Here is a 20,962-nt window from a genome sequence, read left to right as displayed (position 1 = left end):
GAAATGTCGTAAGAAAGCGGGGAAAACTATGCTACGAACATCACGCCTTTGCAACAAAGCGCTAATGGAAGGGCATTTAGAAATATTTAGACGTATTTTGAATTAAAAAGCCCCGCATAGGCGAGGCTTTATATCTGAGATGGTTGCGCATATGCGCTTCAAATCAGTGGTGTCGATCAGATAGCTGTTACGTTAACAGCAGCCGGACCTTTCTGGCCGTCCTGAATTTCGAACTCAACGTTCTGGCCTTCAGCCAGAGTTTTGAAGCCGTTACCCTGGATAGCGGAGAAGTGTACGAACACGTCTTTGCTGCCATCAGCCGGAGTAATGAAACCAAAACCTTTAGACTCGTTGAACCACTTAACTTGACCTTTAATCTTTGCCATTTGCAAAATTCCTTAGAGTATTTTCTTCGCCCGCAGGCATAACATAGATAAAACTGAGACATTACTGCTTGAGGCACTAATATAAGGTTCGGCAGAGAAGCGGTATTCAACGTCAACGTGTTTACTCAGGACTTCTTTACTGAAAATGCCACACATAAACAGAACTGTACCTCGTTTAACCCAAAACGTGTTATCACATACAACGTTAATAATGGCAAGCCATTTTTAAACGTGTCTCGATCGGTCGCACAAATCCCGTCGTTCATCAAACAGCAACTGCACAGTTATGCGCCACACCGAGAAGTGTTATATTCCCGCCGCTCACCCCATCCCCCGTCTGGCTTGCACCATAGCCGGGACATTTCTACCATAGCTCAATAGCTTCGGTTGTTCCAGATTAGCTGTTACAGGATGTGCCGGATATCATTTTTTATGCTTAGTAATGCATAAAATGTCACAAGCGTAAAAATGAGATCCGCCTTCTGCTTTTGCACCAAAATAATGAAAGAATGATGACAATGCACAAAAAAAGTAAGAGAAACGTTTCGCTGTTAATAAAACGATCGCTATCACAAAAATGACATAATCATATTTTTATCGTATGGGAAATTATATTTATATCAGACCGGGGATAAGATATTAATTGGTTGGAGCATCTGAAAATACTGAGTTTACACGCGTATCAGAGTGCTAATTACACGACATGTAAAGAAGAAAATAATCTGGCACATTGGTGACAGGATGAAACATCTGAGAACAAAAGCAACAGATCCTCACCCTGTCATACCATTTTTACCGCTCAGCTACCAGGCGGATGATGTCATCATCTTCATCCTTCGCTGTGACCGCAGCAGGCTCTGCTGCTTTTTCAGGTTCGTTAGCTTCGCAAAGGCGACGGAGCAATGCGTTCTGTCTTTTTTGCTGATCTAACAATGCTTCAAGCAACTCAATCTGCTCATTAGTACGCGAACTTGCCCGATTGACGAAAAACCACAGTACAAGCCCGACAACCAGAATCACCACCGATACAGCCAAAGACGCCAAACCCAACGCGCCAGAATTCAAAACTTCGTTCATTTCACCACCTCAATGTAGACAGCGTAGTTTACCACTGCCGCACAAGAAGGTAATCAACTGTGGCAAAAATGCGCTTACCAGGGAATAAATTTATTGATGGCACAAATACCGCTGAAAAATTGTACATCCTGATCGCACAAGATGTTGAACACTTGCGCCCACATCAGTATGCATACCAGCACGACAACTATCAGCACTACCCAGCGAATTTTTTTCACTCCAGCTCCACTCTTCGAATCTACATCTTATGTCTATAAATTATCATGCGTTACCTAAACCCAGCGTTAACTGTATCGGCATTCAATCTTTTTAGGAATGATTCACTTGTTTCATCCCATGTACAGGCTAATCTAATAATAACGAGAAAAGATAAGAGGTTGTAATGCGTCTGATAATCCGCGCTATTGTGTTGTTAGCTCTGGTTTGGATCGGTTTATTACTGAGCGGCTACGGAATTTTGATTGGAAGTAAGGAGAATGCAGCGGGTCTGGGCTTGCAATGCCAATATCTGACCGCCCGCGGAACCAGCACCGCACAATACGTCCACACAAACAGCGGTATCATTGGCCTGTCGGATTGCCCTTTGTTAAGAAAAAGTACGGTCATTATTGATAACGGTTAATATAGCAACAATACATACGCTACGTTATTTGCACCAACTAACGTTATGACTGTTCATAAAAAACCCCAGATACAAAAATACCTGGGGTTTTTAAGTTGACGCTATTACGCCAGATTAGAACGGATAATCGTTATAACCCATTTGTTCTGAAATTTTACGCGCAGCCGTATGCAGCATCGCCACATACTCGTGCAAACGTTCCTCTGAGAAACGCAGCGTCGGGAATGAAATACTCAAGCCTGCAATCACCACACCGAAACGGTCAAACACCGGCACACCGATGCAGCGCAGACCTTCTTCCTGTTCTTCGTTGTCTTCACCGTAGCCCTGCTCACGGACTTTATCCAGCAGTACCAGCAGCTCATCAGTATTGGTAATAGTACGGTCGGTGCTGCGTTTGTACTCAATACCGTCCAGAATTTGCTTCACTTCATCGCGGTCACGCCATGCCAGCAGAACTTTACCGATAGCCGTGCTGTACAGTGGATTACGGCGACCTACGCGAGAATACATGCGCAGATTGTACATGGAATCGATTTTATGAATGTAGACGATGCTGTCTTCATCCAGTGCGCCAAGGTGTACTGTTTCTTTGGTCAGGCGCGAAAGTTCGCGCATCTGAATATCAGCGCTACGGATAAGATCGACGTTTTGTAACGCGCGAGCACCCAGCTCGAATAGTTTCAGGGTCAGTGAGTATTTCTCAGACTCCCCTTCTTGTGCCACATAGCCCAGCGTTTTCATGGTCTGCAAAAAGCGATAAACGGTGCTTTTCGACATCATGACGCGTTGCGACAACTCGGTAATACCAATTTCGCGCTCTTCACCCAGCGCCTGCAGGATGCCAAAAACCTTCAGCACGGAAGATACAGAATCGGGTTGTTTATCCAGATCTGCGATTGCCATTTATCACCCCTTTCGAGTGTTTTATAAAAATCAGAACCGGTTTTTATTATAATTTCACGTATCAGCCCTCGCAATCGCTCTTTGCTTACTTAGTTACAAATCTGCGACCTAACGCCTGAATATCAATGCTAAAATTATTATTCTCATCATAAATTCCGACAATATTGACTTCCTATGGAAAAAACTCAGACCGATGGTCTGCCATTGCCCCAGCGATATGGCGCAATTTTAACCATTGTTATTGGCATCTCTATGGCAGTACTCGACGGCGCAATAGCGAATGTTGCCCTCCCCACTATCGCCACCGATCTTCAGGCCTCACCCGCCAGCTCAATCTGGATTGTGAACGCCTACCAAATTGCGATCGTTGTTTCGCTGTTATCGCTCTCTTTTTTAGGTGATATGTTTGGCTACCGACGCATTTATAAGTGTGGTCTGGTCGTGTTTCTGTTGGCGTCGCTGTTTTGTGCCTTGTCAGACTCGCTGCATATGCTGACGTTAGCGCGCGTGGCTCAGGGGTTTGGCGGCGCGGCGCTGATGAGCGTTAATACGGCATTGATCCGACTCATTTATCCTCAGCGCCAGCTTGGCCGCGGAATGGGTATTAACTCCTTTATCGTGGCTGTATCCTCGGCAGCGGGTCCGACTATTGCGGCGGCTATTCTTTCTATTGCCTCGTGGAAATGGCTATTCCTGATTAACGTTCCACTGGGGATCATCGCCCTGCTACTGGCTATGCGTTTTTTGCCACCCAATTCATCACGTAGCAATAAACCGCGCTTCGATCTGCCCAGCGCAGTGATGAACGCCTTAACATTCGGTTTGTTAATCACGGCACTCAGCGGATTTGCGCAGGGACAGTCGCTAAAACTGATTGGTGCTGAACTTGTGGGGCTGCTCGTGGTAGGGTTTTTCTTTATCCGCCGCCAACTCGCATTGCCAGTACCGTTACTACCGGTTGATCTGCTGCGCATTCCGCTGTTTTCACTCTCTATTTGTACTTCAATCTGTTCATTCAGCGCACAGATGCTGGCGATGGTTTCTCTCCCATTTTTCATGCAAACGGTTCTCGGGCGCAGCGAGGTTGAAACGGGCCTGCTGCTGACGCCGTGGCCGCTGGCAACCATGGTGATGGCCCCACTGGCGGGATATTTGATTGAACGTGTTCATGCGGGTCTGCTGGGCGCGCTGGGCATGGCAGTAATGGCGTGTGGGCTGTTTTCGCTGGTGTTGCTGCCCGCATCACCTTCTGATTTTAATATCATCTGGCCAATGATTTTGTGCGGTGCGGGTTTTGGCTTGTTCCAGTCACCGAATAATCACACCATCATCACCTCCGCGCCGCGTGATCGTAGCGGAGGCGCGAGCGGTATGCTTGGAACGGCGCGTTTACTGGGCCAGAGTACCGGGGCCGCACTGGTTGCGCTGATGCTAAATCAGTTTGGCGACAGCGGAACACACGTTTCGCTGATAACAGCGGGTATTCTGGCTTCGCTAGCCGCAATCGTGAGTGGCTTACGTATCACACAACCGCGAGTTCAGGCATAAAAAAAGCGCGTCTGTCGACGCGCTTTTTATTTTAAGTCTGCTGCCATTTATTTCAGGTATTCACCGCTGCGCAGCGCTTCAATACGTTTGTCCAACGGCGGGTGAGTCATAAACAGCTCACTCAACGATTTGGATTTACCGTTGATGCAGAACGCCATCATGCTGGTCGCTTCCTGCGGCTCATAGCTGGTTTTCAGGCGCTGTAGCGCGGCGATCATTTTTTCACGACCCACCAGTTTCGCTGAGCCTGCATCCGCATGGAATTCACGATGACGTGAGAACCACATCGTAATAATGCTCGCCAGAATACCAAATACCAGCTCCAGTACCGTCGCTACCGCAAAGTAGATTAACGGGTTACCGTTGCTACCCTCTCCCTCATCGCGGTTGCCTCCCATAAACCCAGCGGCAATCTGCGCCAGAATACGTGAGATAAAGATAACGAAAGTGTTCACCACACCCTGAATTAACGTCATGGTAACCATATCGCCATTAGCAATGTGGCTGATCTCATGCGCGATAACCGCTTCGGCTTCATCCGGACTCATGTTTTGCAACAGGCCAGTACTTACAGCCACCAGCGAGGCATCCCGGCGCGCACCGGTAGCAAACGCGTTAATATCTGGCGCATGGTAGATTGCAACCTGCGGCATAGCGATCCCTGCCTGGCGGGCCTGATTCGCGACTGTATTCATCAGCCAGCGTTCTCTTTCATTGCGAGGCTGTTCGATCACTTCTCCGCCAACGGACTTTAACGCCATCCATTTGGACATCAGCAGCGAAATGAAGGAACCACCAAAACCAAACAGCAGTGCCATGATCAACAAGCCTTGAACGCTGCTTGACTGAATCCCTGTCAGGCTCAATACCAGCCCGAAAACGACCATCACAGCCAGGTTCGTCAGCAGGAAGAGCGCGATTCGCATCATAATTTTCTTTTAACCTCAATTTAACAAAACGCACTATGCGATTACCCATATCGTATGGGTCTTATGGCTATTTTCAAGCATCCATGGGTGCTAAGTCACCAGAAAGACACAACTTTACATTTTATCGTATCAGACTGACGTCTTCATGCGCTTGTTAAAAAAACAGGCACAATTTCTTGTGCCTGTTTGAGGTTATTGACTGTTGGCGGGCTGTTCCGCTGGCTTTTCTTTTTCAAGATGCGCCAGGTCGAGCGCGATTTTTACCGTTTCATCCAGATACGGATCCGGCTCCTGGTAATCCTTCGGCAGATCGTCCAGTTTCTTCAGCAACGGTTTGCCTTCTCGCTTGAACCGATCGTTAATACGCGCCAGACGCATTGCGTCATCTTCGTTATTCTCTTTCTCACGCTGAGCGTAATTCAGAGAAGCGATGCTGCGCTTATCCTTCATCGCATTGAATCGCGCAATGTCCTTCATGATGTACTGGAACTCAGGATCGTTCGCAATACGTGCATTGTGCTCTTTTAGCAATTCAGGTCCAAACGGCGTCAGGTTATCAGACCTGGTGTAGGTTGCCGCATCAATGCTGTCCCACGGCAGCGCGTTATCTTCAAACTTCTCACCGGTTTCAGTTTCTTCATTACCTGTCGGCATGATGATATCCGGCGTAACACCCTTACGCTGCGTGCTGCCACCGTTTACGCGGTAGAATTTCTGGATCGTGTACTGAACAGAACCCAGCGCAGGCCATTCCGGACGCAGCATCTGATCGTAAATACGATTCAGGGAGCGATACTGCTGTACGGTGCCCTTCCCAAAGGTCGGTTCACCGACGATCAGCGCACGGCCATAATCCTGCATTGCCGCGGCAAAAATTTCCGATGCCGAGGCACTGAAGCGATCGACCAATACCACCAGCGGGCCTTTGTAGTACACAACGCCGTCGGTATCACTGTCTTCACGCACTTTACCGTTATTGTCACGAACCTGAACCACCGGGCCGGAAGGAATGAACAGACCGGAAAGTGAAACCGCTTCGGTCAGTGCGCCACCACCGTTGGTACGCAGATCGATAATCACGCTGCTGACATTCTGTTTTTCCAGTTTCTGCAACTGAACTTTGACGTCATCCGTCAGGCCAACATAGAAGCCAGGAATATCCAGTACGCCGACTTTTTCTTTGCCAACGGTTTTCACGGACATTTTAACGGCACGGTCTTCGAGACGGATACGTTCACGCGTTAGCGTCACGGTGCGCGTCTTGGTACCTTTACCGGCAGGCAGAATTTCAAGGCGCACCTTGCTGCCTTTAGGTCCTTTGATCAGCGCTACAACGTCATCCAGACGCCAGCCAATCACATCGACCATGCCCTTGCCCGTCTGCCCGACGCCGACAATACGATCGCCAACGCTGATCGCTTTGCTCTTGGCTGCCGGACCACCTGCCACCATGGAGTTAATGACGGTGTAGTCATCATCCATCTGCAGAACCGCGCCAATACCTTCCAAAGACAAGCTCATTTCAGTATTGAACTGCTCGGTATTGCGCGGAGAGAGATAGTTAGTATGCGGGTCGATTTCACGGGCGAACGCTGTCATCGCCAGTGAGAACACATCTTCGCTGTTGGTCTGCGCCAGACGGCGAATCGCAAATTTGTAGCGGCGCGTCAGCGTTTCGCGGATTTCCGCATCGGTTTTACCGGTCAGCTTCAGGCTGAGTTCGTCAAATTTAACCTTGCCGTCCCACAGCGCATTAAGCTCTGCTTCGCTCTTCGGCCACGGCGCTTTGCTTCGGTCGAGGTTAAAGGTGTCGTTACCGGTGAAATCCATTGGACGTGCCAGTACGCTTAATGCGTACTGATAACGTTCAAATCGGCGTTTTTGCGCCAGATTATAGAGATCGTAAAAGACATCCAGCTTGCCGGTGCGCAGTTCATCGCCGAGGACCGTTTTCTTTTTTGCATACTGTTCGATATCGCTCGCCAGCAGCACGTTGTGGCTGTAGTCGAGCAAATTCAAATAGCGGTCAAAAATTTTTGCCGAAAACGCCTGATCCAGATCGAACTGGCGATAGTGTGATCGCGTAAAACGCGACGTCACACGTTCGCTTACCGTCGCATGCTGGGTTTCTTCCTTTAACACGGGGATTTGATCGGCACGCGTGATGTCTTCCACAGCAAGTGCCTGGCCTGCTAATGCAAGCAGACCAGCTAACGCAGTAAGCCTAAAAAAAGTGTTCATGCCAGGCCTGGCCTCCGTTTCAGAACACCAGGTGTTCTGCGCGTACAATCAAAGACATACCCGAATTCAGCTGTACACGGACGCCATCTTTGGTGATTTCTAATACGGTGGCATCCATCGCATTATTTCCTGCTTTCACCTTCAGAGACTGCCCTACCGTCAGTACTGAAATATCAGATACCGGGGTATGCTGTTCTTCGCGAGGAGCACGCGGTGCTTTTGCTGCTGGTTTTTCAGCGCGAGGTTTACGCTCAGCACCTTCTTTACGACGCGGTGCAGGACGCGGCTTACGCTCGCGACGTGGGGCGTCTTCTTTTTCACCGGCGGCAGCAGCCGCTTCGCGTTTTTTCGCCTGTTGCTCTGCGCGTTGCGCCTGAACACGGGCTTTAGCTTCTTCCAGCTGTTTGCGAGCATGTTCAACATGTTGTTCATCCAGCTCACCACAAGGGTTGCCGTCGAGATCAACACGCGTTGCGCCCAATTTAACGCCATACAGATAGCGCCAGCTTGAAGTATAGAGACGTAAGGCAGAACGGAGCTGAGTCTTGCTGAGGTTCATTTCACCCTCAACACGCTCTACCAGATCCTGAAAAATGCCAATTTTCAGTGGGCGCGCTTCGCCTTCCGCACTAAAACACTGCGGGAAGCGTTCGGCCAGAAACGCGATGACTTCTTTACTGCTATTCAACTTAGGTTGATTTTCCATGAAATTTCCTGATTACAACGGACGTAGCCAACAAGCGCAGGCATGAACAGGCGACATTATAATGACGTCATCAGTAATTGCTACGTTATCCGTTGATTATCCTGCGACGCGCGCAAAGAATTTTTTGTAATCCGTCGTTGCAAGCACGGTTTCAAGCTGTGCCACAAGCGTACGCAGACCTTGTTCATCTTCTTCAGTAAAGCGGCCAAATGCCGTGCTATCAATATCCAGCACGCCGATTATCTGATTATCGACAGCGATCGGCAGGACGATTTCAGCGTTGCTGGCGGCATCACAGGCGATGTGCCCATCAAAAGCATGTACGTCCTCAATACGCTGAACCTGGTTCTGCGCCACTGCGGTACCGCACACACCGCGCCCTACCGGGATCCGCACGCAGGCAATTTTGCCCTGGAAGGGACCAAGCACCAGCGTATCGTCCTCAAGCAGGTAAAAACCGGCCCAATTCACTTCTGCAAGACGCTCGTACAACAATGCGCTGGTATTTGCCAGCGTTGCCAGAAAACTGGTTTCACCTGCCATCAATGCCTGAAAATCACGGTTCAGATCCGTGTATAGCTCTATTTTGTTCATTATATAATCACTTAGTTGTCTTACTTAAAACTGCAGCCTACTAAAATAAACATTAAATGCGTTAATGCTCAAGATCATTCCCGTCATGAGTTAAGATAACATTACTTCAACAATTTGATTCGCGATACATGGCCTTAACGACACCACGCATCACGCCAACTAAAAAAATAGCCATCAGGTCCATCGGTGAGGCACTACCTCATGCACATTATCATCGCTGCCCTGAATGTGACCTGATATTTAGCTTGCCTAAAATGCGTTCGCACCAAAGTGCCTTTTGCCCACGCTGCCAGGCAAAAATTCGTGACGGACGCGACTGGTCGTTAACACGACTGGCGGCAATGGCTTTCACCATGTTGCTGCTGATGCCCTTTGCCTGGGGAGAGCCGCTCCTGCACATCTATTTATTAGGCGTGCGCATTGATGCCAATGTGATGCAAGGCATCTGGCAAATGACCCGACAAGGTGATCCCCTCACCGCCTCCTTCGTGCTTTTTTGCGTCGCTGGTGCGCCACTAATTCTCGTGACCTCAATCGCTTATCTGTGGTTTGGTAATATTCTCGGGATGAACCTGCGCCCGGTGCTGTTGATGCTGGAAAGGCTCAAAGAGTGGGTGATGCTCGATATTTACCTGGTGGGTATCGGCGTCGCCTCAATCAAGGTTCAGGACTATGCTTTTTTGCAGCCTGGCGTGGGGCTGTTTGCTTTTATTGCGCTGGTGATCCTGAGTATTTTGACGCTGTCGCATCTTAACGTTGAGCAGCTTTGGGACCGTTTCTACCCGCAAAGACCGGCTCGTCGGCCCGATGAAAAGCTCCGCGTCTGCCTCGGCTGCCATTTTACAGGTTATCCGGATGCTCGCGGTCGCTGCCCTCGCTGCCATATCCCGTTGCGCTGGCGCAGAAATCAAAGTATCCAAAAGTGTTGGGCGGCACTGCTGGCCTCGATTGTCCTGCTTTTGCCCGCTAACCTGCTGCCCATCTCGATAATTTATGTCAACGGCGGCCGGCAGGAAGACACAATCCTGTCAGGCATAATGTCTTTGGCAAACAGCAATGTCGGCGTAGCGGCGATCGTGTTTATCGCCAGTATATTAGTGCCATTCACCAAAGTGATTGTGATGTTTACGTTGCTATTCAGCATCCACTTTAATTGTGAACAAGGGTTGCGCACCCGTATAAAACTACTGCGTATGGTGACCTGGATTGGCCGCTGGTCGATGCTCGATCTCTTTGTTATCGCGTTAACCATGTCGCTGATAAATCGCGATCAGATACTTGCTTTTACTATGGGACCGGCTGCGTTTTATTTCGGCGCAGCGGTAATATTGACTATTCTTGCTGTGGAATGGCTGGACAGCCGCTTACTTTGGGATGCACATGAGTCAGGAAACGCCCGCTTCGCAGACTGAAGCGCAGATTAAAACAAAACGCCGTATCTCCCCGTTCTGGCTGCTGCCGTTCATTGCACTGATGATCGCAGGTTGGCTTATCTGGGGAAGCTATGAAGATCGCGGCAATACCGTGACCATTGACTTTATGTCTGCGGACGGCATTGTGCCAGGCCGTACTCCCGTTCGTTATCAGGGCGTTGAAGTGGGCACGGTGCAGGATATCAACCTCAGCAAAGATCTGCGCAAAATTGAAGTCCGCGTCAGCATCAAATCGAGCATGAAAGATGCTCTGCGCAAAGATACCCAGTTCTGGCTGGTCACGCCGAAGGCGTCGCTGGCTGGGGTTTCTGGTCTGGATGCGTTGGTTGGCGGCAACTATATCGGCATGATGCCCGGTACTGGCGAGGCCGAGGATCATTTCGTCGCCCTCGACACCCAGCCCAAGTATCGTCTGGATAATGGCGATTTAATGCTGCATCTGCGCGCCCCTGATCTCGGATCGCTTAATAGCGGTTCGCTGGTTTATTTCCGTAAGATTCCGGTGGGCAGGGTCTATGACTACACCATCAACCCGAACCATCAGGGCGTAACCATCGATGTATTGATTGAACGTCGCTTCACCAATCTGGTGAAAAAAGGCAGCCGCTTCTGGAACGTATCCGGTGTAAATGCGGATGTCAGCCTTAGCGGTGCGAAGGTAAAACTGGAGAGTCTGGCGGCGCTGGTCAACGGTGCCATTGCTTTTGATTCACCCGAAGACTCAAAACCTGCTGCGGCAGACGACACGTTTGGTCTATATCAGGATCTCGCGCACAGCCAGCGCGGAGTAATCGTCAAGCTTGATTTACCCAACGGAGATGGACTCAAAGCAGGCTCAACATCGCTGATGTATCAAGGATTAGAAGTCGGTCAGCTCACAAAACTGGATTTAAACCCAGGCGGCAAAGTCACCGGCGAAATGACGGTCGATCCCAGCGTCGTAACGCTGCTGCGTGACAACACACGCATTGAGTTACACAGCCCTAAATTATCGTTAAGCGATGTGAATCTCAGTTCGCTGCTAACAGGTAAAACTTTCGAGCTGGTACCTGGCGAAGGCGAGCCGCGTAACCAGTTTGTCGTTATTCCCGCTGAGAAGTCGTTGTTACACGACCCAGGCGTCATGACGTTTACGCTGACCGCGCCGGAGAGTTACGGTATTGATGCTGGCCAGCCGCTAATTCTTCACGGCGTACAGGTCGGTCAGGTGATTGAGCGTACGCTTTCCAGCAAAGGCGTCTCATTTACCGTTGCTGTTGAACCACAGCATCGTGACCTGGTGCAAGGTGACAGTAAGTTCGTGGTGAACAGCCGCGTGGATGTCAAAGTTGGACTTGATGGCGTGGAGTTCCTTGGCGCCAGCGCCAGTGAGTGGCTCAGCGGCGGCATTCGTATTTTGCCCGGAACCAAGGGCGAAATGAAAAAAAGCTACCCGCTTTACGCTAACCTGGAGAAAGCGATTGAAAACAGCCTGAGCGATCTGCCAACCACTACGGTCAGCCTGAGCGCCGAAACGCTGCCTGATGTGCAGGCCGGTTCGGTGGTGCTTTACCGCAAATTCGAGGTCGGTGAAGTGATTAGCGTTCGTCCTCGCGCCGATGCGTTTGATATCGATCTGCATATCAAACCGGAATATCGCAACCTGTTGACCAGCAACAGCGTGTTCTGGGCCGAAGGCGGAGCAAAAGTTCAGCTTAACGGCAGCGGATTAACCGTACAGGCATCTCCCCTTTCACGCGCGCTTAAAGGGGCGATTAGCTTCGATAATTTAAGCGGTGCCAGCGCCAGCCAACGTAAAGGTGACAAGCGTATTCTGTATGCTTCGGAAACCGCCGCGCGTGCGGTCGGCGGCCAGATAACGCTGCATGCGTTCGATGCCGGTAAACTCGCTGCAGGCATGCCGATTCGCTACCTGGGAATCGATATCGGACAGATCCAGACGCTTGAGCTGATCACCGCCCGTAACGAAGTTCAGGCAAAAGCGGTTCTGTACCCGGAATACGTACAAACCTTCGCGCGAAGCGGTACCCGTTTCTCCGTGATCACCCCGCAAATTTCGGCAGCGGGCGTGGAGCATCTGGATACAATCCTGCAGCCGTATATCAACGTTGAACCAGGACGCGGTAATCCGCGCCGTGATTTTGAGCTGCAGGAAGCCACCATTACCGACTCTCGTTACCTCGATGGTCTGAGTATTGTGGTTGAAGCACCAGAAGCAGGTTCGCTGAATATCGGAACCCCGGTTTTGTTCAGAGGTATTGAAGTGGGGACCGTCACCGGGCTGACGCTGGGCTCGCTTTCCGATCGTGTGATGGTTGCCATGCGCATTAGCCAACGCTATCAGCATCTGGTACGCAACAACTCCGTGTTCTGGCTGGCATCCGGCTACAATCTCGACTTCGGCCTGACCGGCGGTGTCGTGAAGACCGGTACCTTCAATCAGTTCATCCGCGGCGGCATCGCCTTCGCGACTCCACCGGGTACACCGTTGGCTCCGAAAGCGCAGGCAGGTAAACACTTCCTGTTGCTGGAAAGTGAACCTAAAGAGTGGCGTGAATGGGGAACCGCCCTGCCACGTTAACCTCTCCACTTGCTCCGGCGTACTCGCGCCGGAGCACTTATGCTACACTGCGCACCTGTTTTTTTGCCGGTGGTACCAAGTGGCTTATTTTCCCGACGCCTTTCTGACTCAAATGCGTGAAGCAATGCCTTCCACGCTCTCATTCGATGAATTTCTCGCTGCCTGTCAGCGCCCGTTGCGCCGCAGCATTCGCGTCAATACGCTGAAAATCTCCGTTGCCGATTTCCTCGCGCTGACAGCACCTTACAACTGGTCTCTCACCCCGGTTCCCTGGTGTGCTGAAGGCTTTTGGATCGAGCGCGATGATGAAGAGTCAGTGCCGCTCGGCAGCACCGCAGAACATTTAAGCGGCCTGTTTTATATTCAGGAAGCCAGTTCAATGCTGCCAGTCGCAGCACTGTTCGCCGAAGGCAATACCCCGGAACGCGTAATGGATGTTGCGGCAGCCCCCGGCTCCAAAACCACGCAAATTGCCGCAAAAATGAATAATCGAGGCGCCATTCTGGCGAATGAGTTTTCTGCCAGTCGCGTCAAAGTCCTGCATGCCAATATCAGCCGTTGCGGGATAGCCAACGTCGCCCTGACCCATTTTGACGGACGCGTATTTGGCGCTGCGTTGCCGGAGTCATTTGATGCCATATTGCTCGACGCACCGTGTTCCGGTGAAGGTGTGGTGCGTAAAGACCCCGATGCGCTAAAAAACTGGTCTGTAGAAAGTAATCTGGAAATTGCCGCGACCCAGCGCGAATTACTCGACAGCGCCTTCCACGCCCTGCGTCCCGGTGGCACATTGGTTTACTCGACCTGTACGCTTAATCGTGACGAAAATGAAAATATCATGCAGTGGTTGATTGAGGCCTACCCTGATGCCGTCGAGTTTTTACCTCTGGGCGATTTATTTCCGCAGGCCGAACGCGTCCTGACGCCGGAAGGATTCCTGCATGTATTCCCGCAGATTTACGATTGCGAAGGTTTCTTCGTTGCGCGTTTGCGCAAAACAGCTGCAATCCCTGCACTACCTGCGCCGAAGTACAAAGTCGGTAACTTCCCGTTTAGCCCGCTTAAAGGGCGCGAGTCTGCGCTTGTCACGCAAGCCGCGAGCGCTTGTGGACTGCAGTGGGAAGATAATTTGCGCCTGTGGCAGCGCGATAAAGAGATCTGGCTGTTCCCAACTGAAATTGAACCTCTAATTGGCAAGGTTCGCTTTTCTCGACTTGGGATCAAACTGGCCGAAACCCACAATAAAGGGTATCGCTGGCAGCATGAGGCCGTTATCGCCCTCGCCGACCCGAACCACAGCCATGCATTCGAACTGACCCTTGCCGAAGCGGAAGAGTGGTATCGCGGTAGAGATGTTTCCCCCAAACCGCACCGACGACTGATGACGTACTGGTTACGTTCCAGCATCAGCCGATCGGTCTGGCAAAACGCATTGGATCGCGACTGAAGAATAGCTACCCGCGCGATCTTGTCCGGGATGGCAAACTCTTTACGGGATAACGCACGTTTTTACTGGCGCTTTTGCTAACGTTGACTACGCTGAAAAATGGACGCCTTAACTGGTCGTACCACAACCAGCAAATTAACGGAGAGCACGATGATGAAAACCAGTGTGCGCATTGGCGCTTTTGAAATCGACGACGCCGAGTTACATGGCGAATCGCCGGGGGACCGAACGTTAACCATTCCGTGTAAATCCGATCCGGATTTATGTATGCAACTGGATGCCTGGGATGCCGAAACCAGCGTCCCGGCCCTGTTGAACGGAGAACATTCAGTACTATTTCGCGAACACTACGATCGTAAGTCAGATGCCTGGATCATGCGCCTTGCCTGATTCAAAAAGAACCCGTCGCCAGACGGGTTATTTCTTGGTTAATTTCCCTCATCTATCAACATCTTCTACACTACAGGTATGGCTTTACCATTTGAGGATGGAATGTTCACGCTGGTTCTTTTTGTGTGCTATCTGGATGGCGGTTGTGAAGATATCGTGGTTGATGTCTACAAAACTGAGCAGCAGTGCCTGATATCGATGGACGATCAACGTATTCGTAACGGCGGATGTTTACCTGCGGACGACTACATCGACAGTTTCTGGCATCCGGCCCAGGAATACAGCGATTTTTGATTATTGCAGTTGTACCAGCGTTAACTCGCCGCCAAATACAGCACCGGTATCAATATAGTGTAAATTCTCGCGATCCAGCCGATGGCGCAGCGGCGTGTGGCCAAACCAGAAGTGATCCGCGCCCTGAATCGCACAACCACTGTTCATCAGCCTCGAACGGTCCCACAGCACGCGCTGTAAATCGATCTCTTTTAGCCACTGATAATCATCATCCGGGTAATCGGCATGAGCAATAACGTGTATACCGTTCTGACAATGCAGCTCCAGTATCCAGGGTAACTGCCAACACGCTTCAAGAGCAAATTTCGCTGCCGGTTGCTCCGCCTGCTCGAACCACGAGCCACCATTCATAAACCACATGAATTGATCCCCCGTCGCCAGCGCGTCCAGCGCCATCTGTTCATGATTCCCCCTGACCGCGACAATCCAGTGTTTACGCAGTAGTTTCAGACAACGCAAACTGTCTGGTCCACGGTCGATAACATCCCCCACTGAAACCAGCAAATCCTGCCAAGGATCAAAACGGTACTGGCGCAGCTTAGCCATCAGCATCGAGAAGCATCCGTGGATATCCCCAACCACCCAGACGTGACGCCACTGCGTACCGTCGATTCGTTGATAGATATTGCCAGGTCGTCCCATGTCGCCTCCGGAGTACAAGGGTACCTGATTATAATTTTAGCAATGTTGGTAAAAAAGCCTGGACGATCGTGGGCAGGAGTATGGTATGGTTTATGGAGAATGCAGCATGCAATACGCCGTGTTTTGCCCTGGATGGCATCGCATTCGCCACATAAAAAGAGACCGAATACGATTCCTGTTTACAACTCAAAACGCAATAACCTATAAAATTCAATAACTTAACACCAAAAACCCACTAAAAAACACCTCCTGATACTTACTATTGCAATCATTCAAGATCAATCAGTTGCCATTGGTTTCGTGGCGTCGTCGGGAAAAGTTCGGGATCGCATTGTTCCAGCGACTACCCATTTTTAAGAATTCATCAATTCACAAACAATCATTCCGGTTTACCTTACAAGCTCCTTTTTAAATCATTACCGATGCGCACCACTTTTTCTTCCTGCCCTATACTTTCAGTCTGACATATGGCTGGAGGTTTCTATGTGTGGACGCTTTTCACAGTCAATGACACGTCAAGACTATCTCGCCCTTCTCGCAGATGAAGTCGAGCAAGACATTTCACTCAATCTCGAACCAACTAGTCAACTATATTCGGCACGAGATATTAAAGTTCAGCTGTTAAATTTATATGGTACACGGTTACACGTATCTTATATAAAATTAAACAATAAAAACAATGCAATACATATTAAACCCCATTAATATCATTTACTAACTTTGTCAATTTATCTATAGATAGTGGCTGTGAGTAATACCATCCTTGGACACCGCACTCAGGGAACATTTCAGTTAAATATTTCACCTGAGCTGATGTCTCGACACCTTCGAAAACGACTTTGTTAGTTATATCTTTAAAAATCTCCACCAATCCTGATACGATATTATTATTTACAGAGGGTTCACAAATAGAATCTGTAATTGACTTATCAATTTTAATTTCATCTATTTGTAAATTTGATAGCCAGTTTAAATTTGAATGACCAGTCCCGAAATCATCAATAGCTATTGATATACCTTTATTATTAAATAAAGAAATAACCTTTTGGAGGGAATTTATTTCCGCGCTCTGCCTTTCTGTTAACTCCATCATTATCATACCAGGTTTTATATTTGATTCATCAATCATCTGAAACACTTTTTCTTGAAATGATTCCGACAGAAGGTCTTGATAACTAACATTAATGCTTATAAAAATATCAAATTCCTCAGAAAGAGACATGGTTTGCTTTACTGCCATTCGAAATACAAAATCACTTATTCCCTGGATTAAACCATGCTTCTCTGCAATAGGGATAAAAATATCAGGAGGAATGCTACCAATATCATGATCATCCCATCTAATTAGTGCTTCCACACCAATAATTTTTCCGGTTTTTATTTTATAAATAGGTTGATACACAAGATATAATGATTCGCTTCTTATCGCATTTTTTAATCTTGAAACTAATGATTGCTTACGTGCAACTCTTTGATTATAAAAAACACCCAGAAGAACACCGGTTACAATAGATGTAAAGGAAATCAACAACATCGTTAACCAACTATCGAAACTCATCCACGGAAATTTAACTCCCCCCATGACACAGACATTATTATTTTTATTACAGCTTTGCGTGGTAATAAGTCCTAGTTGGTAGGATTTATCATGCTGAGCCTCTTCAAGAAGATCGACCTGCTCACCAAGTTTGAACAAATGAAGCGAATGATCTCTGTCACCTACAATTGCAGAAAACCCCTTCTCTTCATGGTCTGTAACAAATCTATTAAATGCAAATGGTGAAATCGTTATGGCTAATTTTTGATTGCTTAGCAAATCAGCTTTTACATTATTTTCCAGTAACACACCAAAAAACCAAGTTACATTGTCCTTTTCAACTTTTCTATCATAGACATTGAGAAGCAATGGTGCTGGCAACACTCCCCATAAAGCACTACATATGACTGCACCATTTGAAATAAATGATATATCTTTTATAAGAGCATAGGGCCATAAGGCCACTCTTAGAGCATGAAGTTGTAGTTCACTACAAGGACTATAAGCATTAAATATTTCATAACTATCATTTATTTTATCAATCTGTTGAATGAGACTAACGCTTCTATTCAAAACTCGTTCTGTATATGATGCAATCCTCTCCTTGTATATATAATACATTGAAATCTCAGACAATGAGAAAAAAATAAAAAATGAAAACGTGATTGATATCACATAAGGCTTAATTCGTTTTAAATTGTGGTTATTCTTCACACCGACCTCTTTATATGCCTGACCCTATGTAACAACATACATTCTACTATCTGTCGTGAATCAAATACATACAGTTAAAACAGATTATCGGCTAAAACAAATATTTCTTTATGTTTTTTATTAGAAAAGAACGTTATAAAATAACGCAAAACCACATCCAAGTTAGATTTGTGTTTGCATTTTAGCCAAATAAGTGGCACTTCATCTTGTATTCATAGGTCTAATGTAAAGGATGTAATTCTAAGGGAAATAAGTGTGAAACCGCGCCTTTTCCCGATACTGGTACTTGGGTAAAACCGATGATGACGCTGCCGGCGATCAACACTGACGCCAGCAAGCATGAGAAGGAACAGATAAGCCGTACTGTTCAGGAAATGTTTGAAGAGTCTGATATGTGGCTGGTTTCAGATTAAACACCTTGAACCGTCATATTGCTTAAGTACAATCCGCCGTGACTGGCAATCATTCAATACTCAAACTATCGAACGTTCGTCAGTCGGCCGCAATCATGCTCCTGCATACGGCATGGTTGCGGCGACCATCAATTTTACGACTGGGTATCATGCTGATTTTGCTCGCGCTCGCGTTCAGCTTTTTCCATCGCCTCCCGTGTTTCTTTCTTCTTCTGGTTCCAGATGCTGTCTTCCGGCATCTCCACACGTACGGATACAAAAGAATCTGCAGGAATGTCAACTAGTTCACCATCCGCAACGGTCTCAGTAAACACACCGTTAATATCAGTGTTTCCTATTCTGTTTCGGGCAAACTCCGGAGCTGAACTATGTACCCGGTGATACGTCCTGATAAGCACCGAACCATCAGCATTGACTTTGTAATCCAGCCAGATTCGTGGGTTCTTGTTTCTGTCGACCGGGATTTCGAAACCACCATCAATACCACCCCATGCTGCATCGGAGTTCAGGCCAACACATCCAGTAATCAAATATTCACCTGTGGCAATACGTTTTACACAGCATCCTTCAGCCTCCGGCATACACTCACATGCTCCGTTGGCGAATATTTTAATCACTGGCGACGCCGTCTTGATAAATCCATTACCATCCACTGTCGTATTATTCGTACCGTAAACTGTCTGCCAGGTCTCAGCTCCCCCATCGGCGTAAAAAATGAATCGCATACCATGATTACCAGCGCCAACCGCAATAGCTGCAAATGCCTGTTGCCTGTAGGCATCTCCGCCAGCACCATAATCCCTGTCAGACATACGAATCATCATTGCATAAGGGTAAGGCCAGCCTCCCGTACCTGTATCTAACTTATAAACTCCAGTGGAATATTTTTTATTATAAACATCATCAATTTTTGGATTAATTCTTTTACCCAGACCGAAATCCCCGACCTTTAAAACCCTCCCCGCAGTGGTATCTGTATCAGATGTGGTAATTTCTGCCGTAGCTGCACTTTTTAAACCAAGAGCACTACGGCCTCCTGTAGCATCCGTTGCTCCGAGCCCGCCCTGCCCTATACTTAGCGGTGTTGTCAACCCAGAAAGGCTTGTGATATCGCTGTTAGCACCTTTCCCTGCCTTACCATCAAGAGTTGTAGCTATACCTCCCCATGCTGGTCCGGTATACGTGCTGCCGTCAGGTAGTTTGACGGTCACTGTTCCCGTTCCGCTGAATACCTGCTGCCAGTTCTGCTTGTCGTAGTTCAGACCGCGCAGGGCTTCTGCGCTCTGTGCCACCAGCGCAGCGGTAACCATATTCAGGGCCACACGGGGAACAGCTGACCAGGCCGCGCCAGATTGTGTTGGCCCTGTGAAATTACTGACAAGCGTCAACGCTGTACCGCTTTCCACTGATTTAATCGGGAGCGTATAGGGAACGCCGCCGACAGTGACAACAATAAAATCTCCGGCCGCTACCTCGGTGGTAAACGCGGTCCCGTTGCCAGCGACTGCAGCAGAGTTATTCGTCAGGGTTAAGGTTCCTGCTGACATAGTTTTTCCTCAGTACATGTTCGGAAGAATAAGAATGGGCATGGCGATATTTCTGTTTCGGGTCATATCCCATGAACCGGAGTTGCGATTCGCAAACACTTTGTTGTAGGCCGACCTGACGCTACCGCCTGACATGACCACCCCTTTAGTTCTGATATTTCCCCATCCGCTGAGCATACGTACCTGAACGCCGGTATAGACTATCTGGCAGAATCCACCGCCAATATCCTGAAAGGCATCGGTAATCTGGATTTGTCTGTCATATACAAAGGGGCGTTTCAGCGTGGAGAACGTCACCTGGCCTGCGGCGTTGGTCATCGTGATACCGTCGCCGCCGACAGGCGCACTCTGATTGAATATCACCAGGTCAATCGTCGCCGTTCCGGCCACATCGTCCCGTCCTGTGTAGGAAATATCGCGGACGATGATATTGCCGCCATCAAACCCTACCGACACATTCGGGTTATCCCATTTACCGAAAGGTATACCGCCCGCCGGAAGCGGCGCGCTGCCGTTAACCGTAATGCGTCCGGACCAGGCGCAGGTCATCAGCGCGGCCTGATTGGATATAGCGGTGAAGTCAGTCGAGTTTGAAACCAGTAATCCTTCGTTATATGTCGCCGCAGGCAGCAGCTCCATAACGTAGCCTGACCAGTCAGGGACAATGCTTTTCCCTCCGATTGTCTCAGCCCCGATAATGACCCCTGAGTCACCGTTTCGGGTGACGCTGGTCATAATGGCCACATCAAATTCAGCAAAGGAATAGATGTATATGGGATTGGTGGGCACCACGATAGCCTGTGAGCCAGGAACAAGCGCTGTATTGACAGGGTACTGCATGAACTGGGATGACCAGCCTGAGAATGATGTACAAAAACTCGGGGCACGCAACCCCGCAGTAATTGCCATTGCCGGACGGCCATCGTTATAGTCGATTAATAACCCCTCAGGCATA

General features: G+C 48.8%; 19 protein-coding genes and 2 pseudogenes. 8 read left to right on the top strand and 13 right to left on the bottom strand.

Features of this window, described 5'->3' with window-relative positions; genetic code table 11:
* Window positions 1-176: 176 nt before the first annotated feature.
* The 4 genes from cspE to mgrB form a co-directional block, all read right to left on the bottom strand.
* Window positions 177-386 (bottom strand): transcription antiterminator/RNA stability regulator CspE, encoded by a 210-nt coding sequence (gene cspE, locus LY264_RS11010; RefSeq protein ID WP_001062678.1) that lies wholly within the window; start codon window positions 384-386, stop codon window positions 177-179.
* A gap of 12 nt (window positions 387-398) precedes the next feature.
* Window positions 399-542 (bottom strand): DUF2627 domain-containing protein, encoded by a 144-nt coding sequence (locus tag LY264_RS11005; RefSeq protein ID WP_003034983.1) that lies wholly within the window; start codon window positions 540-542, stop codon window positions 399-401.
* A 636-nt stretch (window positions 543-1,178) separates the two neighbouring features.
* Window positions 1,179-1,463 (bottom strand): YebO family protein, encoded by a 285-nt coding sequence (locus LY264_RS11000; RefSeq protein WP_048216188.1) that lies wholly within the window; start codon window positions 1,461-1,463, stop codon window positions 1,179-1,181.
* A 74-nt stretch (window positions 1,464-1,537) separates the two neighbouring features.
* On the bottom strand, window positions 1,538-1,681 hold the full coding sequence (mgrB, locus tag LY264_RS10995; RefSeq protein WP_048216187.1) for a PhoP/PhoQ regulatory lipoprotein MgrB: 144 nt from the start codon (window positions 1,679-1,681) through the stop codon (window positions 1,538-1,540).
* A gap of 164 nt (window positions 1,682-1,845) precedes the next feature.
* Between mgrB and LY264_RS10990 the strand changes: the two genes are divergently transcribed.
* The gene (locus tag LY264_RS10990) at window positions 1,846-2,085 is read left to right on the top strand and encodes a YobH family protein (RefSeq protein WP_003034975.1); all 240 of its coding nucleotides are present in this window, start codon (window positions 1,846-1,848) and stop codon (window positions 2,083-2,085) included.
* Window positions 2,086-2,199: 114 nt separating this feature from the next.
* Here LY264_RS10990 and kdgR read toward each other — a convergent pair whose 3' ends face one another.
* Window positions 2,200-2,991 carry a DNA-binding transcriptional regulator KdgR gene (kdgR, locus tag LY264_RS10985; protein WP_003833778.1) on the bottom strand — a complete coding sequence of 264 codons (792 nt, stop codon included), beginning with the start codon at window positions 2,989-2,991 and terminating at the stop codon, window positions 2,200-2,202.
* A gap of 174 nt (window positions 2,992-3,165) precedes the next feature.
* Between kdgR and LY264_RS10980 the strand changes: the two genes are divergently transcribed.
* Window positions 3,166-4,539: an MFS transporter gene (locus LY264_RS10980; protein WP_048216186.1), complete on the top strand. Its 1,374-nt coding sequence runs from the start codon at window positions 3,166-3,168 to the stop codon at window positions 4,537-4,539.
* Between the two features lie 47 nt (window positions 4,540-4,586).
* Here LY264_RS10980 and htpX read toward each other — a convergent pair whose 3' ends face one another.
* From htpX to LY264_RS10960, 4 genes are all read right to left on the bottom strand, one after another.
* A complete protein-coding gene (htpX, locus tag LY264_RS10975) occupies window positions 4,587-5,468 on the bottom strand; it encodes a protease HtpX (protein ID WP_003034964.1) in 882 nt (293 codons plus the stop codon).
* Between the two features lie 192 nt (window positions 5,469-5,660).
* Window positions 5,661-7,709 carry a carboxy terminal-processing peptidase gene (gene prc, locus LY264_RS10970; RefSeq protein ID WP_048224172.1) on the bottom strand — a complete coding sequence of 683 codons (2,049 nt, stop codon included), beginning with the start codon at window positions 7,707-7,709 and terminating at the stop codon, window positions 5,661-5,663.
* Between the two features lie 19 nt (window positions 7,710-7,728).
* Window positions 7,729-8,415, bottom strand: coding sequence for an RNA chaperone ProQ (proQ, locus tag LY264_RS10965; RefSeq protein ID WP_003833781.1), 687 nt, complete (start codon window positions 8,413-8,415; stop codon window positions 7,729-7,731).
* A 96-nt stretch (window positions 8,416-8,511) separates the two neighbouring features.
* Window positions 8,512-9,009, bottom strand: coding sequence for a GAF domain-containing protein (locus LY264_RS10960; protein WP_003833782.1), 498 nt, complete (start codon window positions 9,007-9,009; stop codon window positions 8,512-8,514).
* A 128-nt stretch (window positions 9,010-9,137) separates the two neighbouring features.
* Between LY264_RS10960 and yebS the strand changes: the two genes are divergently transcribed.
* The 5 genes and pseudogenes from yebS to LY264_RS10935 all read left to right on the top strand — a co-directional run bounded on the left by yebS (window position 9,138) and on the right by LY264_RS10935 (window position 15,154).
* A complete protein-coding gene (gene yebS / locus LY264_RS10955) occupies window positions 9,138-10,421 on the top strand; it encodes a membrane integrity lipid transport subunit YebS (protein WP_048224174.1) in 1,284 nt (427 codons plus the stop codon).
* On the top strand, window positions 10,390-13,023 hold the full coding sequence (locus tag LY264_RS10950; RefSeq protein WP_048216184.1) for a PqiB family protein: 2,634 nt from the start codon (window positions 10,390-10,392) through the stop codon (window positions 13,021-13,023). The genes yebS and LY264_RS10950 overlap by 32 nt, the downstream gene beginning before the upstream one ends.
* A 112-nt stretch (window positions 13,024-13,135) precedes the next feature.
* Window positions 13,136-14,523: pseudogene (gene rsmF, locus LY264_RS10945) on the top strand (16S rRNA (cytosine(1407)-C(5))-methyltransferase RsmF).
* A gap of 100 nt (window positions 14,524-14,623) precedes the next feature.
* Window positions 14,624-14,860: a YebV family protein gene (locus LY264_RS10940; RefSeq protein WP_165612495.1), complete on the top strand. Its 237-nt coding sequence runs from the start codon at window positions 14,624-14,626 to the stop codon at window positions 14,858-14,860.
* Between the two features lie 102 nt (window positions 14,861-14,962).
* A complete protein-coding gene (locus LY264_RS10935; RefSeq protein WP_003034941.1) occupies window positions 14,963-15,154 on the top strand; it encodes a YdfD/YebW family protein in 192 nt (63 codons plus the stop codon).
* On the opposite strand, the gene pphA is transcribed toward LY264_RS10935, so the two are convergent.
* On the bottom strand, window positions 15,155-15,796 hold the full coding sequence (gene pphA / locus LY264_RS10930; protein WP_048224177.1) for a protein-serine/threonine phosphatase: 642 nt from the start codon (window positions 15,794-15,796) through the stop codon (window positions 15,155-15,157).
* Window positions 15,797-16,487: 691 nt separating this feature from the next.
* Window positions 16,488-18,047, bottom strand: coding sequence for an EAL domain-containing protein (locus LY264_RS10920; protein WP_071692420.1), 1,560 nt, complete (start codon window positions 18,045-18,047; stop codon window positions 16,488-16,490).
* 269 nt (window positions 18,048-18,316) lie between these two features.
* Between LY264_RS10920 and LY264_RS10915 the strand changes: the two are divergent.
* Window positions 18,317-18,460: pseudogene (locus tag LY264_RS10915) on the top strand (DinI-like family protein); the annotation flags it as partial.
* A gap of 134 nt (window positions 18,461-18,594) precedes the next feature.
* Here the strand turns inward: LY264_RS10915 and LY264_RS10910 are convergent.
* Window positions 18,595-20,007, bottom strand: coding sequence for a phage tail fiber protein (locus LY264_RS10910; protein ID WP_071692421.1), 1,413 nt, complete (start codon window positions 20,005-20,007; stop codon window positions 18,595-18,597).
* Window positions 20,008-20,016: 9 nt separating this feature from the next.
* Window positions 20,017-20,961, bottom strand: a complete 945-nt coding sequence (locus LY264_RS10905) for a DUF6453 family protein (RefSeq protein WP_071692422.1) — start codon at window positions 20,959-20,961, stop codon at window positions 20,017-20,019.
* Window position 20,962: the final 1 nt, after the last annotated feature.

This window comes from Citrobacter portucalensis, assembly GCF_023374935.1.
In the GTDB taxonomy this organism is placed as follows: domain Bacteria; phylum Pseudomonadota; class Gammaproteobacteria; order Enterobacterales; family Enterobacteriaceae; genus Citrobacter; species Citrobacter portucalensis.
Note: the sequence above shows the minus strand (reverse complement) of the source record. Positions and strands in the feature narration are given on the sequence as shown.

Excerpts from the sequence above, each read along its gene's own strand:
- cspE (WP_001062678.1), bottom strand. The coding sequence starts at position 386 with ATGGCAAAGATTAAAGGTCAAGTTAAGTGGTTCAACGAGTCTAAAGGT.
- LY264_RS11005 (WP_003034983.1), bottom strand. The coding sequence starts at position 542 with ATGTGTGGCATTTTCAGTAAAGAAGTCCTGAGTAAACACGTTGACGTT.
- LY264_RS11000 (WP_048216188.1), bottom strand. The coding sequence starts at position 1,463 with ATGAACGAAGTTTTGAATTCTGGCGCGTTGGGTTTGGCGTCTTTGGCT.
- LY264_RS10990 (WP_003034975.1), top strand. The coding sequence starts at position 1,846 with ATGCGTCTGATAATCCGCGCTATTGTGTTGTTAGCTCTGGTTTGGATC.
- kdgR (WP_003833778.1), bottom strand. The coding sequence starts at position 2,991 with ATGGCAATCGCAGATCTGGATAAACAACCCGATTCTGTATCTTCCGTG.
- LY264_RS10980 (WP_048216186.1), top strand. The coding sequence starts at position 3,166 with ATGGAAAAAACTCAGACCGATGGTCTGCCATTGCCCCAGCGATATGGC.
- htpX (WP_003034964.1), bottom strand. The coding sequence starts at position 5,468 with ATGATGCGAATCGCGCTCTTCCTGCTGACGAACCTGGCTGTGATGGTC.
- prc (WP_048224172.1), bottom strand. The coding sequence starts at position 7,709 with ATGAACACTTTTTTTAGGCTTACTGCGTTAGCTGGTCTGCTTGCATTA.
- proQ (WP_003833781.1), bottom strand. The coding sequence starts at position 8,415 with ATGGAAAATCAACCTAAGTTGAATAGCAGTAAAGAAGTCATCGCGTTT.
- LY264_RS10960 (WP_003833782.1), bottom strand. The coding sequence starts at position 9,009 with ATGAACAAAATAGAGCTATACACGGATCTGAACCGTGATTTTCAGGCA.
- yebS (WP_048224174.1), top strand. The coding sequence starts at position 9,138 with ATGGCCTTAACGACACCACGCATCACGCCAACTAAAAAAATAGCCATC.
- LY264_RS10950 (WP_048216184.1), top strand. The coding sequence starts at position 10,390 with ATGAGTCAGGAAACGCCCGCTTCGCAGACTGAAGCGCAGATTAAAACA.
- LY264_RS10940 (WP_165612495.1), top strand. The coding sequence starts at position 14,624 with ATGAAAACCAGTGTGCGCATTGGCGCTTTTGAAATCGACGACGCCGAG.
- LY264_RS10935 (WP_003034941.1), top strand. The coding sequence starts at position 14,963 with ATGTTCACGCTGGTTCTTTTTGTGTGCTATCTGGATGGCGGTTGTGAA.
- pphA (WP_048224177.1), bottom strand. The coding sequence starts at position 15,796 with ATGGGACGACCTGGCAATATCTATCAACGAATCGACGGTACGCAGTGG.
- LY264_RS10910 (WP_071692421.1), bottom strand. The coding sequence starts at position 20,007 with ATGTCAGCAGGAACCTTAACCCTGACGAATAACTCTGCTGCAGTCGCT.
- LY264_RS10905 (WP_071692422.1), bottom strand. The coding sequence starts at position 20,961 with ATGCCTGAGGGGTTATTAATCGACTATAACGATGGCCGTCCGGCAATG.